We start from the raw sequence: 14282 nt of genomic DNA, 5'->3' as shown, positions 1-14282 counted from the left end.
AGTTACCTTTTACTTAACTCTCTCCAATCAAAATGCTAAATGAAAAAATGAAAGATTTCAATCTAATTACTTCTTTTTTGCATTTGCTTCGCTAATAATTCCTTCACTTGATTATACGTTAATCCTGAATCTTTATTTAAACGTTTTACTTCCTCAACATCAGTACCTACTACTGTATATTTTTTCTCATCATTCATTTTTCCACTTCCCTTCTTACTACGTTATTTCTTATATTTTTCCCCTAAACTCTTATAAATTAACACAAATACAATTAAGGACACTGTACGAAACTCAATGGATAAAGGCAGTTACGTAAGAGGAAAAGATAAAAAAATGTCGAATTTATATACTTGTTGAATTTAAGGACTTGGAGGTTACATTTTGAAAACATATGAGTTTAAACATAACATTCCAACATTAGAAGAGTATAAATATTTGTGTGATTCTGTTGGATGGACTAATTATATGAATTTTGAAGTAGCGGATACTTCACTGAAGCATTCTATTCACTGCATCACAGTCAAAGATAATGAACAAATTATCGGCATGGGGAGAATTGTCGGCGATGGATCTATCTATTTCTATATTCAAGATATAGTAGTTCATCCAGATTATCAGAAACATGGTATTGGGAAAGAAATCATGCATCGTTTAGTTGCATACTTAAATGAAAATGCACCTGATAAGGCGTTTGTCGGTTTATTTGCATCACAAGGTAAAGAATCATTCTATGAAAAATTTGATTTTAAAGATTACTCACCAAACATGACAGGGATGTTTACTGTCATTTCAAAAAAATAAGCATATAGATTATTGATTGTACGGAAAGACATCGATTCATATGGAGGAAATTGTTCTTGCAGTAACATTTTCCACAATCGAGTTTAAACATTACATACGAAAGGACAGTACATATTAGCCATATGTACTGTCCTTTCATTTATTTAACTCTGTATATATTAAATTTCTTAATAAAATTTCACTACATCTTCAGTAGGTAAGAATGTTCTTTCTCCTGGTTGTTCATTTGGCTCACCAAATGGCATTTGTCCTACTAAACTCCACTCTGCTGGAATGTTCCATGTTTCTTTCACTTCAGCATCTACGATTGGATTGTAATGTTGTAATGATGCGCCAATTCCTTCAGCTGATAATAACATCCATACAGTATGTTGTAACATTGCATTTCCTTGATGAGACCAGAATGGGAATTGATCTCTATATAACGGTGCATTTTCTTGCATTTTTTCTACAGTTGCTTGATCTTCAAAGAATAAAACGGTACCTACACCTGCATGGAAACCTTTTAGTCTTTCTACAGTCGCTTCAAAGTTTTCTGCTGGTACGCGTGATCTAAGCGTTTCTTTTACGATATCCCAAAACTTTTCATGTTCTCCATCCATTAATACAACCATACGGCCACTTTGCATATTGAAAGAAGTTGGTGCATGTAAAGCTGTTTTTAATACTTCTTCAATTCTTTCCTTTGTAATTGTAGCGTTTTTTGTTACTTTACGAATTGAACGACGGTTCACGATTGCTTCTTTTAAGTTTGTTGTAGTTGCTGACATTTTAGTTCCTCCAAATATTTGTTTTATAATTTATTTTGTTATTTCATAACAAGCGAATTAGCAATATCCATCTGTATTACATTGCATTCCTTCAAAAGAATTTGTTTTATTCTTTTCAATTTCTTTATCAATTACTCTCTCTAGCGTTTCTTTACTAGCAAGCCCTTGAATAACTTCATCACCAATCATGACAGTTGGTACCGCCATAATATTCGCTTCATCATATGCACGCTGAATTGCTTCTTGATGTTTTTCTTTATATTTTCGATTTACTAATGCATCTTTAAATTCAGCTTCTGGAAGCCCTACTTCTACCGCTAGTTTTGTTAACACATCAATATCTTCAATGTTTTGTTCTTCTTGGAAAAATGCGGTGAATACGCGGTGATGATACTCATTTCCAAGTCCACGTTCTTTCGCAAATTCACATCCTTCAAAAGCTAAATGTGTATATGGATGCGGTGAAACACGTGGCAAGCGCATATCGATTCCTAATTTCTTCGCTGTAGGAAGAATGAAAGCATCCCATGAACCTAACTTTTCTGGCTCATTCCATGGATCTATTTTTGAATATGGACTTGGACGTAATTCAAATGGCATCCATTCAATTTCTACATCTTTTTCTTTTGCTACTTCATCTAATGGACCTTTTGCTAAAAAACAAAATGGACATATAAAATCTGAGTATACTTTCATTTTTACAGTCATAATTTTTACACCTTACCTTTATAGTTGTAATCAAAACGGTTACATTAATAATAAAAAAATATAGATACTATTTTAAGCATTCATTTTCTCTTGTAAAGATTCAAACAACTGCCCCATCGTAATATTTCTCAAAACTTCTTCCATCGCGGATTGTGCTTGAATTAATATAACTTCTAACACCACTTGAATATTCGCGCCAATTGGACAATCTGGATTTGGTTGTTCGTGAATATGAAATAGTTTGTCTTCTTCCACTACATTTACTGCATGATACACATCTAACAACGTGATTTCATGTAAATCCTTTAATAACCCCGCGCCACCTGGTCCGCGATTTACGTAAACAAATCCAGCCTGTTTCAAGTACGACATAATTTTACGGATTACTACCGGATTTGTATTTACACTTTCGGCCATATAGTCTGAAGTGCAAAGTGAAGATGGATTGTTTTTTAAAATAGATAAAATATGAACAGCTATAGAAAAGCGGCTACTAATTTTCATCGTGATCACCACCTCGATGTAATCATTATAGTTACAACAAAAAGATAAGTCAATCCTTTTGATAGATTTTTTATAAGCAAATTAAAAAGTGTCCCATTATGATATATGAGACACTTCTTTTTATTCTGTAAATAGCGCTTGAAATTCTTCAATAAATAGCTGCACAGCGATTGAAGAATCCTTTAATGAAGGAACAGCTAAAGCAATTTCTCTCCATACTTGCGGTTCCAATTCTCTCGTTTGCACATTCTGTGGTAAATTCGTTAAAGATAATTCAGCTAATATTGCAATACCTAATCCTTCTTGAATCATATTTAAAGCTGTAGTAACTGTCGAAATTATATACTCCGCCCGAAGTGGTACGTTAGCTTGTTTAAACATATCAATAATGGGTGGTTCGTATCCGCCCTTACATAATATAATCGGTTCATTCTCTAAATCACTAATTGTAATAAAGTCCTTCTTACAAAGAGGATGATCCTCTCTTAAGATAACAACCATTTTCCCCTTCGTTAATGGGACAATCTCCATATCTTTATTAGGCAAAATAACAATTCCTATATCAACAACCCTTGATACTAACCACTCTTCAACTTCTTTAATCGTCCCTTCACAAAGAACGACTTCTAAGTTCGGATACTTCTCCTTAAAAAGATTTATCATTTTGGGTAAGAAATGTGCAGAAGCACTTGGAAAACTCCCAATTCTAATCGTCCCAACTTCGTGTCCTTTCTCCATTGCCACCTCTTGTTCAATCTTCTCAACACCGTTCAAAATCTCTCTAATATGTACAAGAATTCTGTTTCCAACATCCGTAACGATTAACCCTTTTCGTTTATCGCGTATTAGAATAGTAACTCCTAACTCTGACTCAATACTTGAAATTGCATGACTAACGGCTGGCTGTGTCATATTTAACTCTCCGGCTGCCTTCGTAAAACTACCTAACTCAACAGTTTTTATTAATACTTGAAGTTGTGTAATGGTCATAACTAATCACTTATACTCCTTATAAAAAAGATTCATTTTATTTATCATAGTCGATATCATATCATAGTGAAATGAATGACAACAAGGAGGTCTTACCGTGACACAGCTTTCTCGAACTAAAGCGACAATAATCCTTACCTTTCTCGTTATTATGTGGGGAATTAATTGGCCGTTATCAAAATTCGCTTTGCATTACACACCACCCGTACTCTTTGCAGGGATTAGAACATTAATAGGAGGATTTATCCTACTTATTTTCGCATTACCGAAATACAAACAGTTAAATTTAAAGGAAACTTGGCATTTATACGTTATTTCTTCTTTACTTAACATCATTATATTTTACGGATTACAAACTGTCGGACTTCAATACATGCCCGCTGGACTATTCTCCGCAATCGTATTTCTCCAACCTGTCTTACTCGGCATTTTCTCATGGATTTGGCTTGAAGAGGCAATGTATGGCTTGAAAATTTTCGGACTTATTCTTGGATTTATTGGTGTAGGGGTTATTAGCTCTAGTAGTTTAACTGGACATATTTCTATTATCGGTGTTCTACTTGCTTTAGGCTGTGCCATCGGCTGGGCACTCGGCACAGTATTTATTAAGAAAACTGGACACCGCGTTAATGCCATTTGGATGGTAACACTTCAGCTTATTATTGGTGGACTTTGCTTAATCGGATTTGGTTCAGAATTTGAAAGCTGGTCTAACATCGCTTGGAGTATACCATTTGTAAGTGTACTACTATTCATCTCATTCTTTGTTATTGCAATGGGGTGGCTTGCTTACTTCACACTTGTTGGAGCTGGTGAGGCTAGTAAAGTTGGAGCTTATACATTCCTTATCCCTCTTATCGCTATTATTGTAAGTTCAATTTTCTTACATGAGGCAATTACGATTAGCTTATTTATCGGTCTATTATTTATTGTGGTGAGTATTTGTTTTGTGAATATAAAACCGAAAACACTTGCTGTAGGGCAGCAAGTTGAAGTGAAATAAATAGACATAAGAAAGAGCCTACAAAAAGTAGGCTCTTTCTTATGTCTATTTTGTACACCATCACTTTAAGTACCAACAAAAAGGGAGATCTCTCTTTTTATTATAACTATTCATATCAATAATCTTTCAGCTCTATCCCGTTAGCAGCTTTCGCTATCATTTTCGAAATCATATTAAATTGTACAACCATAATGGTTGGTATACGCAACATTAAGTTGCGAAGAAAGATTTTGAAGTTTGATTTTTCAACCATACTCCCAGCAGCCATTAATCCTATTTTTTGATTTTTCTCAACAAACTTTCTCATTTTTTGTTCATAGGCAATAAATGCACGGGCGAAGTCACCATCTGCAGCTTTGAGTTCACCAGCTAATACGAAAGCCCCGACAAGCGCCAGGCTAGAGCCTTGACCCGATAAAGGTGATGGGCCATACGCTGCATCGCCTACCAATGTAACCCTCCCCTTTGACCAGGTCGGCATGTGAATCTGGCATATCTCATCAAAATAAAAGTCTGTCGCATCTCTCATGGTCTTGAGTAGATGCGAGGTTTCCCAACCTGTCTGACCTAAGAAGGCATTTTCTACAAGTTTCTTTTGAGATTCTATATCATAGCGGTCGTACTTCAATGCCTCTGATTGGAACAAGAACATCCCCCTTGCCTCGGTATTGTCACGAGCACTATACATACCTACTGTTTTGCCTGGTATCGTATAAAGCAGCTGGTGGTGGTCGAGGTTGAGGTAATTCTCGAGGTTAAAAATTGAGATATAACAGCCAAGCGTACGTTTAAACTGTGCTTCGTCGCCAAAAGTTAAGGTGCGCACATTAGAATGGAGCCCGTCCGCACCGATGACCATGTCAAATCTCTGTGGCTTGCCATGAATAAATTGAACTTCTACACCAGCTTCAGTATCATGTATAGCGGTAATCGAATCGCCCCAAATGTATTCAACCGTATCCTTGGTTAAATCGTACAAAATGTTACTAAGATCGTCACGCATGATTTCTATGTCCAGACCCTGCTGGTTCCCCATACTCGCTTCGCTTATTTGACCTTCGAACTTACCCTCGCTGTTCACGAAATAAACACCAGTCATGTTCGTGTCAGCTGCACGAACTTGATCAAGTATGTCCATCCCCTTAAGCACCGTAATAGCTGCACCACGGATATCAACCCCGTACCCCCCCGTGCGCAATGCTGGTGCACGTTCTATTACAGTCACATCGAATCCGTGGCGTTGAAGCCAGTAAGCAAGTGCCGGGCCGGCAATGCTCGCACCAGAAATAAGGACGCTCATCGTCTGTATCATAATTGCTTATTCACTCCTATCCTAATTAAAGCCTTAACATCTCCACAGTATATTCACGACCTATTCTACTTATTTACCACAACAAAATAATAGGAATTTAATTTTCCAACAAAATGGTCCACTTCAAAAAGATACGTCTTTTTATATGCACCTCTCGATTTTGATTAAAAATTAATTTCAGTAGCTTTCATAAATATTTAATATAAAAGTTGTGTCTCAACTTTCCGCTCAGCTAAGCAAATATTCTTGTGGTTTCATTCTTCTCATGACCAAGTAAGCTTTTTATTACTTCAAGTGGCGCACCGTTGTTAATCATATATGTAGCATAGCTGTGAAGTAATTGATGAGGATGAATACTCTATTTAATCTCAGTACAATTTGATATACGTTTGATAATAAATCTTAGGTTATCAATACTTATACGTCTTTTGAGCCTTCTTCCCGTAATAAACAAACCAGGCCCCTCATCATCTCTTTCATCTAGATACCTTTTTAACCAAATAATGCAACGAGTATTAAAGTATACTTCCCTTTCTTTAACACCTTTCCCATGCACAATGACAGCATTCGTTGAGAAGTTAATATCATCGCGATTCAGTTTTACGACTTCCCCAATACGGCAGCCCGTAGAATACAAAAATTCAAATAATGATATGATTTCTCTCGTTGTATTGGGATGTTTATAAACCATCAATTTTTCGTTCCTCTCCTATTCTTCATACTTCTGCTCATTAGCCAAAGTATGAAGAATAAGAGCTTTTTTATATACAAATAATAAAGCTCAAGGAGTTGTTGACATGAATTTCATATTAAATATTTTAGGGATTTTCATTGTAATATTATTCGTTTTCCTATGTTCGCCTAATAAAAGAAAAATAAAATGGAGACCAATCAGTATTCTAATAATATTGGAACTTTTTATTACATGGTTTATGTTAGGTACCAAATTGGGTAGTATCATAATTAATAAAATTGCGTCATTTTTCAGTTGGCTACTATCATGTGCGAATGAAGGTATTCGATTTGCATTTCCTTCAGCTATGGAAAATCAAACAATTGACTTCTTCTTTAGCGCATTACTTCCTATCATTTTTGTTATCACTTTTTTTGATATTCTTTCTTATTTTGGAATTTTAACTTGGATTATCGATAAAGTAGGTGCAATCATTTCAAAGATTTCTCGTTTACCAAAGTTAGAAAGCTTCTTTTCCATTCAAATGATGTTTTTAGGAAACACGGAAGCACTTGCAGTTGTTCGTGATCAATTATCTGTTTTAAAAGAAAATCGTTTGTTGACTTTTGGAATTATGAGTATGAGTAGCGTCAGCGGTTCCATTCTTGGTGCTTATCTATCAATGGTTCCAGCAACATATATTTTCAGCGCCATTCCTTTAAACTGTATTAACGCATTAATTTTAGCCAATGTTTTAAATCCTATAGAAGTCACTAAAGAAGAAGATATTATTTATTCACCTTCAAAAAATGAAAAAAAAGATTTCTTTTCTACCATTTCAAACAGCATGTTAGTTGGGATGAATATGGTTATTGTTATTTTAGCCATGGTAATTGGATATGTAGCATTAACAGCATGTTTAAATGGGATTTTAAGTTTTTTTGTAACAGGTTTAACAATTCAAAAAATCTTCTCTATTATCTTTAGTCCCTTCGCCTTTTTACTTGGTGTATCCGGCAGTGATGCTATGTATGTTGCTGAATTAATGGGGATAAAAATAACAACGAATGAATTTGTTGCAATGATGGATTTAAAATCACACCTAAACTCTTTACATCCGCATACTATTGCAGTTGCAACAACATTTCTAGCCTCTTTTGCTAACTTTAGTACAGTAGGCATGATTTATGGAACTTACAATTCATTATTTGGCGAAGAAAAATCATCGATTATCGGTAAGAATGTTTGGAAGCTTCTTGTTAGTGGAATGGCTGTTTCTTTATTAAGTGCTATGCTTGTGGGGCTTTTTGTATGGTAAATGAATATCGAAGATACTTGACACCCTTACGGATGAAATTTATGTACACAGTGCAAGGCATAAGAAAATTTGTCCCTCTTATCTTTTTAGCCAAGAAGAATCCCTCCTCAAGGAAAGTGAAGAGTATATTACAGTGAGCACGCAGGATTTGAATTAGCCATTTGAGTTAGCAAAAAATTGTTGCTGCAGTCAGTAGTGGAATAAATCCTTTTAAAATATATACAATAAACATATTGAAAAGTTTTATCGAGGGGCGTCCAATACATATACTGTGTTTATCAAGTCGGAGTAAGGCACCTTAGGGTGTCTTTTCTTTTTTCTTAAAGGACCTGTTCAATTAATTCGTAAAAACATAAAGGAAATTGAATCCGTTAACATACATGAGTGTACCCTTGTTTCCCCCCCTTATTAAAGGAGGAACTATTATGGGATTTGGTGGTAGTTGCGGCGGAGGTTGTGGTTTTTCTGGAGGATTTGCTTTATTAGTTGTATTATTTATTTTATTAATCATAGTTGGAGCTGCTTGCTTCTGCTAAAAAACATCAGAAAAGGCACTCCTATATGAGTGTCTTTTTTCTATACGGGATGGCGTCGGGAAATGCGAATTTACAAAGTTAAGGAAATTTATTAAAGAGCCCAATTCCTCAGCAATAAAATTGAGAATTGGGCTTTCTTGGTTACTATAGTGATAGGTAAGCTTTCGACGTTATCGCCCGTTTTCCCCTCACTCCACACCTACTTGGTTGTCTATTTTTTACGACGTACTACAAAAATACAAGTACCCACCGACGATACAATCGCCAAAATAGATAAAACAATCGCTATTACTTGCATATTACTAGTGCCTTCATTCTTTTCTACACTAGACACTTCACCATGTTCTCCTGTCAATGACGCACCTTTGGCAATCGTAGTAAGGGAATGTGGTTTCTCAGCTTTCTCATCACCTGTCCATTCAACAATTTCTCCGTCTTTATATTGCTGATATGCATCCCACGCTATTTTTTGTTCTTTATCTGGATTTTTAGCGACGAAAGTAAATCGCTGGAACTGACCAGGTAAAATCCCATCTCCTGTTGCTTCCCATATTACAGTTTTAACTTTTCCAGCTGCATCTTTTTGTTCTTCCACTTTCCATCCTGGTACTGGCTCATACTGTTGAAACTCGACTCCAGATGGTATTTTCAGTGTAACTTTTGTTGTTGCCATATTCTTTTCAACTGGTACCTTTATTGTGTATGTCTCCCATGAGTTAACATCTGAAGTTGCTGGTTGCACAGTTACGTGAGCACTAACAGGTAACGAAAAAATTCCCATTGCAATTATTGTTGCGATCATTGTTGTTCCTAATTTTTTTATACGCTTCATTTTCTATTAACTCCTTTTCATCTGTAACGTCCCTTTATCTGCCACCTACAATAAATTTATAATCTGTATCGAAGCTATCAAGAGATTTTGTTAATCCGTGAACTTGTATATTCCAGTTTCCTGTCATGTTAATATACATGCCTTCCGCTTCATATTCTCCCGGTGAAACGGCCGAAACTTTAAATGAACCTTTTCCCATATTCATATCTAACGATTGAGTAGTCAATATAATTTGTTCCATTTCAGTAACAGGTTGTCCGTTCTCATCCTTTAAAGTAATATGAAATGTATTTTGTCCCACTTTATTAGGACTTACATGTAAAGTAAGTTCATATCCATTATCTAATTGCTTACTCTCTGTAAAAGGTCCAGTAGGAGGCATCGGTGGTGTTTGTACGTTTGTCATAAAAGCTACGATGACGAAAATGATAATTCCAATGATGAACTCTACTTTCACCGTAGCGCCTAATCCTTGCTGCGCTCGCATTTTCCCTCTCACATAATGAATAATTCCCAATACCCCCATGAAAACAAATAAAAGCATCTTTGCTAATAAGGCCAATCCATACTTCGTATCAAATAGGGAATGGATCGTGGGAATAAAAAATGTACTGTTAAAAAGGCCTGTTAATAAAATCACTATGACAGCACCTGTTGCCCATGGTGAAAAACGCTTAATTGCATCCCAATACATAGTCCACTTGTCATCCTCTTTACGTAAAAGAAGAATAATCGATGATAGACCGCCAATCCATAATGAAGCTGCGAATAAATGCAGAAAATCCATCACGACAGCAATGTCTTTAAACTTTAAACCATATGCGTGACTATTAATGGCTTTCATAACAAGTAACCCAACAAACAGTAGCATTGGAATGCTCCATACTTTAAACGACGAAAGTTTCTCACGCTTCACTGCAAAATAAGTAATAATCATAAGCATACTAATAAGAGCCATTTGAGTTATCCATACATAACCAAAAACAGATAGTTGTAATGTTTCTTTTAATAATATAGGATCGAATGCTTCTAGCCATGAAACATCAGCATTTATTTTCGCTTGCAATGGTAAATTGAATAGTAAACTAATGAATATACCAAATAATGAGATCCATATTATTTTTTTACTCTTTGATCGAACAAGGGTTTCATTCCCTTTATATATAATAAGATTAAAGAATAGAACTCCTAAAAATAGTGAGAAACTTGTATATAGAATCCCGCGTTCCACAATCATATCGATTTGTGGAACGTAACCCATCTCCTCTACTTGTACATCTTCCCCTCCCGCTGCAGCTGGCCCAATACGGAACGGAATAACTCCTTGAATTGGATGTCCATCAGCTGAAATAGCTTTCCACTGAATAGAATAGAGACCGTCTTTAAGATTCTCCTTTAACCCTGCTTCTAATAATTTTTTATTTTTTTTATCAATATGAGCATCTTTTAAATCTACTCTTTTACCTGAGGTATCTCTTACAAACAATGTATTAAAGTGTGAAACTTGTATATCCTCATCAAATTCAATTTTCACAACAGTTGGTGCTTTCTTCAACGTTTCATTTTCAGCAGGGTTTGATTTTACAACATACGCATGAGCAGACGCGCTTTTTGGGATTAATATGATAAACACGCACGCGATTAGCAACCATGCCCCTAATCTTCTCATTACTTTCACACTCATTTCACTTCTTTCTTCTTCATCGCTACACTTTCATTACTTTATACTTCCTAATTTGATTTCCTGACGAAATATTAACCTGATGAAGTATAAATTTTCATACAATATGATGATTTATTTCTCCCCACCTTTAAACTTCCAATACAATAGTAACTACTCTAATTGAAATAACTTATATTTTTAAAGTCGATTGTAATTATATCATAAAATATATTTATGTAAGTTCCCTAAGAAGAAAAGTTATCGTGAATCATTTGTGAAGAAAATGTGAAATGCATAAATAAAAAGGTGTTACATTATTACGTAACACCTTTTTAAAACATATCCTTCTTCTATTTCTCTTCAGGATAATCACAATACTCAATGATCGTGCCTTCTGTATCCGCCGGATTAAGGTAAATTAATCTTCTACCATGTTTATTCATTCGAAGTGTGTGTTCTAGTGTGCGAATACCTTGTTCTTTTAATTCTTCTAAAGCTACATCTAAATCATCTACACGATACGCGACGTGATGAACACCTTTCCCTTTTTGTTTTATAAATCGTGCTATTGGTGAAGTGGTATTATTCGTCGGAGCAAGTAATTCGATTCTATCACCATCAACTTCAAGAATAGCCACTTCGCTTTCAACACCGGGTGCTTCACTTACGTATCGATCTATTAAAGTTCCTGATAAAACCTTTTCATAAAAATGAATCGTACTATCTATATCACGAACTGCGATGCCGATATGATCAATTGTTTTTTTCATTTTATTTCCCCTACTACTTTATTTTTTCTATTCTTATCAATAGTAACAAAAAAAGTTATAGAATCAAATTCTATAACTTTTTAAATTCAACCTATTTTCTTATTCGCACTAGCTGCTGGGCGAACTTGATTTTTCACTTTTAAAACGCTAATGCCATATCCGATAAATCCGCCGATAATCGCTGGGAAGATCCAGCCTAATCCTACTTCCTGCATCGGAAGGAATTTAGTGAACACACGGCTTACTACTTCAATGTTAACTCCAGCTGCACTTAATCCATCAAATAAGCTGATGATAAACGTTACGATTAAACTCACTTGATAAACTTCAGCTCTTCCTTTGAATAATGAGTGGAAGAATGTTAAGAAAATCAACACGATTGCTAGTGGATAAATTGCTGTTAATACTGGAACAGAAACTGCGATTAATTGCGTTAATCCAACATTTGCAACAATAGCACTAAACACACATAACGTAATTGCAATTACCTTGTAAGGAACATTTGGGAATAACTTATGGAAAAATGAAGAACACGCTGATACAAGTCCTACACTAGTTGTTAAACAAGCAACTGTAATCATTAATCCTAATAATACCCCGCCATATGATCCAAAATAGTAGTTAGAAACTTTCGCTAATACTTCTCCGCCGTTTTCTAAATGTCCAAGCTTCGCAACACTTGAAGCCCCCATATAAGAAAGTGCTGTATAAATAATTGCTAGAATAGATGCTGCGATGATTGTCGCTTTTGCACAAACAACCATAATTTGTGTTTTCGTTTTCGCACCTTTTTCTTTAATTGCATTAATAATGATGATCCCAAATACGAACGATGCAAGCGTGTCCATTGTTAAGTATCCTTCTTGGAATCCTTTGAAAAATGCATGTGATGTATATCCTTCAACTGGTGCTTGCATCTCTCCAATCGGATGAATAAAAGCAACGATTACTAAAATACCAATGAATGTTAATTTAATTGGTGTTAATATTTTTCCAACAATATCGACAATTTTCGCAGGGTTTAGCGAAAAAAAACAAGTGATGCTAAAGAATATAATTGTAAAAAGAATTAACGGTGTAGAACCTAATCCCTCTGGCATAAACGGCTTAAGACCAATTTCATAAGAAACATTTCCCGTTCTTGGTATTGCAAATAACGGACCGATCGCTAAGTATAAAACTGTCGTAAACACAATCCCGAATACCGGGTGAGCTCGACTTGCTAATGACTGTAAATCATCTTTACCTGAAAAACCAAATGCTAATACACCTAGTAATGGTAATCCAACACCTGTTACTAAAAATCCAGCGTTAGCAATCCATACATTCTCTCCTGCCGATTGACCAAGCATCGCTGGGAATATTAAATTTCCTGCTCCAAAAAATAGTGCAAATAACATTAATCCGATAACTACTATGAACGAAAACGGTACTTTATTCGCCATAATATAACCCCCATTCAAATTTCCTTATCTCATTTCCAATTTTAACTAATTGAATTTTCTGAATATTTAATTTAAGTATCAACTATTCTTGAACTCATTATAGTTTGATATATAATATTTTGCAATACTATTTTCAAACTTTTCATTTATTTTATAAATATACATTTTTTAACATGGAAAATAGACTAAAAAACCAACATGGTCATCCATGTTGGTTTTTCCATTTACTATCATTAATTAAAATTTCGCAGCTACTTTTTTAACGTTTTCTAAACCTTCTTCAACAATTTGTTGTGAGCGATCTGGATATTGATTGTGCCCTTCAATTACAACTGTCTCTGGATTTGTAATGCCCCAGAACCCAAGTACGTTTGTAACGTAGTTAACAGCCATTTCCATAGGAGCCATTTGTTCAGAAGAGTAATCTGAACCACGAGCACCTAATACAACTACTTTCTTATCACCAGCTAAACCTTCTGGGCCGTTTGCTGTATATTTAAACGTTTTTCCAGCTTGAGAAAGATATGAAATGTAAGTAATTAATGGTGCTGGTACTGTAAAGTTCCATAATGGGAATGCAAATACTACTTTATCAGCCTCTAAAAATTGATTTAAATATTTATCTACTGTAGCAACTGCCTTCTCTTCTTCAGCTGTTATCTCCATTCCTTGACTACGTTTATATCCACCTGAAATAGCGATATTTCCGTAATACGGAAGATCTAATGCAAATAAATCTAACTCCGTAATTTCTGTATTCGGATTTGCTTCCTTATAAGCACTTACAAATGTTTCATACATCTTTGAACTAATTGCTTGCTCCGCTGGACGATCGTTTGCTTTTACAAATAATACTTTTGACATTGTTTTATTCCCCTCTACTTTTGTATTTTCTTCTTTTTTACCAAACAATGAGCTAAATAATCCCATTTTCTTCACCTAAACTTTCTTATCATA

General features: G+C 35.0%; 15 protein-coding genes and 1 pseudogene. 4 read left to right on the top strand and 12 right to left on the bottom strand.

Annotated features, from left to right (window positions below):
- Positions 1 to 62: 62 nt before the first annotated feature.
- Positions 63 to 197, bottom strand: a complete 135-nt coding sequence (locus BAU23_RS30795) for a hypothetical protein (protein ID WP_000997340.1) — start codon at positions 195 to 197, stop codon at positions 63 to 65.
- 184 nt (positions 198 to 381) lie between these two features.
- Between BAU23_RS30795 and BAU23_RS06815 the strand changes: the two genes are divergently transcribed.
- The gene (locus BAU23_RS06815; protein WP_000860619.1) at positions 382 to 801 is read left to right on the top strand and encodes a GNAT family N-acetyltransferase; all 420 of its coding nucleotides are present in this window, start codon (positions 382 to 384) and stop codon (positions 799 to 801) included.
- A gap of 167 nt (positions 802 to 968) precedes the next feature.
- On the opposite strand, the gene BAU23_RS06810 is transcribed toward BAU23_RS06815, so the two are convergent.
- The 4 genes from BAU23_RS06810 to BAU23_RS06795 form a co-directional block, all read right to left on the bottom strand.
- Positions 969 to 1571, bottom strand: coding sequence for a nitroreductase family protein (locus BAU23_RS06810; RefSeq protein WP_001277016.1), 603 nt, complete (start codon positions 1569 to 1571; stop codon positions 969 to 971).
- 57 nt (positions 1572 to 1628) lie between these two features.
- Positions 1629 to 2279, bottom strand: a complete 651-nt coding sequence (locus BAU23_RS06805; protein WP_071733864.1) for a DsbA family oxidoreductase — start codon at positions 2277 to 2279, stop codon at positions 1629 to 1631.
- A gap of 72 nt (positions 2280 to 2351) precedes the next feature.
- Positions 2352 to 2783, bottom strand: a complete 432-nt coding sequence (locus BAU23_RS06800) for an Rrf2 family transcriptional regulator (RefSeq protein ID WP_071733862.1) — start codon at positions 2781 to 2783, stop codon at positions 2352 to 2354.
- 120 nt (positions 2784 to 2903) lie between these two features.
- The gene (locus BAU23_RS06795; RefSeq protein WP_071733860.1) at positions 2904 to 3773 is read right to left on the bottom strand and encodes a LysR family transcriptional regulator; all 870 of its coding nucleotides are present in this window, start codon (positions 3771 to 3773) and stop codon (positions 2904 to 2906) included.
- A 97-nt stretch (positions 3774 to 3870) separates the two neighbouring features.
- Between BAU23_RS06795 and BAU23_RS06790 the strand changes: the two genes are divergently transcribed.
- Positions 3871 to 4776: a DMT family transporter gene (locus BAU23_RS06790; RefSeq protein WP_071733859.1), complete on the top strand. Its 906-nt coding sequence runs from the start codon at positions 3871 to 3873 to the stop codon at positions 4774 to 4776.
- 115 nt (positions 4777 to 4891) lie between these two features.
- On the opposite strand, the gene BAU23_RS06785 is transcribed toward BAU23_RS06790, so the two are convergent.
- Positions 4892 to 6088, bottom strand: a complete 1197-nt coding sequence (locus BAU23_RS06785) for an FAD-dependent monooxygenase (RefSeq protein WP_071733857.1) — start codon at positions 6086 to 6088, stop codon at positions 4892 to 4894.
- Positions 6089 to 6320: 232 nt separating this feature from the next.
- Positions 6321 to 6740 (bottom strand): annotated as a pseudogene (locus tag BAU23_RS06775) (tyrosine-type recombinase/integrase); the annotation flags it as partial.
- Between the two features lie 145 nt (positions 6741 to 6885).
- On the opposite strand from BAU23_RS06775, the gene BAU23_RS06770 reads away from it, so the two are divergent.
- Together BAU23_RS06770 and BAU23_RS06765 are read left to right on the top strand one after the other, a co-directional pair.
- Positions 6886 to 8079: a NupC/NupG family nucleoside CNT transporter gene (locus BAU23_RS06770; RefSeq protein WP_001009374.1), complete on the top strand. Its 1194-nt coding sequence runs from the start codon at positions 6886 to 6888 to the stop codon at positions 8077 to 8079.
- 425 nt (positions 8080 to 8504) lie between these two features.
- Positions 8505 to 8615 (top strand): YjcZ family sporulation protein, encoded by a 111-nt coding sequence (locus BAU23_RS06765; protein WP_000505683.1) that lies wholly within the window; start codon positions 8505 to 8507, stop codon positions 8613 to 8615.
- 211 nt (positions 8616 to 8826) lie between these two features.
- Here the strand turns inward: BAU23_RS06765 and BAU23_RS06760 are convergent, their stop codons facing one another.
- The 5 genes from BAU23_RS06760 to BAU23_RS06740 all read right to left on the bottom strand — a co-directional run bounded on the left by BAU23_RS06760 (position 8827) and on the right by BAU23_RS06740 (position 14255).
- A complete protein-coding gene (locus BAU23_RS06760) occupies positions 8827 to 9447 on the bottom strand; it encodes a YcnI family copper-binding membrane protein (protein WP_000821393.1) in 621 nt (206 codons plus the stop codon).
- 34 nt (positions 9448 to 9481) lie between these two features.
- Complete coding sequence (locus tag BAU23_RS06755; protein WP_000114313.1) at positions 9482 to 11131, bottom strand: copper resistance CopC/CopD family protein; 1650 nt, start codon at positions 11129 to 11131, stop codon at positions 9482 to 9484.
- A 329-nt stretch (positions 11132 to 11460) separates the two neighbouring features.
- Positions 11461 to 11880 (bottom strand): VOC family protein, encoded by a 420-nt coding sequence (locus BAU23_RS06750; RefSeq protein WP_000750832.1) that lies wholly within the window; start codon positions 11878 to 11880, stop codon positions 11461 to 11463.
- Positions 11881 to 11966: 86 nt separating this feature from the next.
- Positions 11967 to 13325, bottom strand: coding sequence for a branched-chain amino acid transport system II carrier protein (brnQ, locus tag BAU23_RS06745; RefSeq protein ID WP_001284768.1), 1359 nt, complete (start codon positions 13323 to 13325; stop codon positions 11967 to 11969).
- Between the two features lie 237 nt (positions 13326 to 13562).
- Positions 13563 to 14255: an FMN-dependent NADH-azoreductase gene (locus BAU23_RS06740; protein ID WP_000522520.1), complete on the bottom strand. Its 693-nt coding sequence runs from the start codon at positions 14253 to 14255 to the stop codon at positions 13563 to 13565.
- Positions 14256 to 14282: the final 27 nt, after the last annotated feature.

This window comes from Bacillus nitratireducens (genome assembly GCF_001884135.1).
Taxonomy (GTDB): Bacteria; Bacillota; Bacilli; order Bacillales; family Bacillaceae_G; genus Bacillus_A; species Bacillus_A nitratireducens.
The sequence above is the reverse complement of the archived record's forward strand: the minus strand, read 5'-3'. Positions and strand labels throughout refer to the sequence as shown.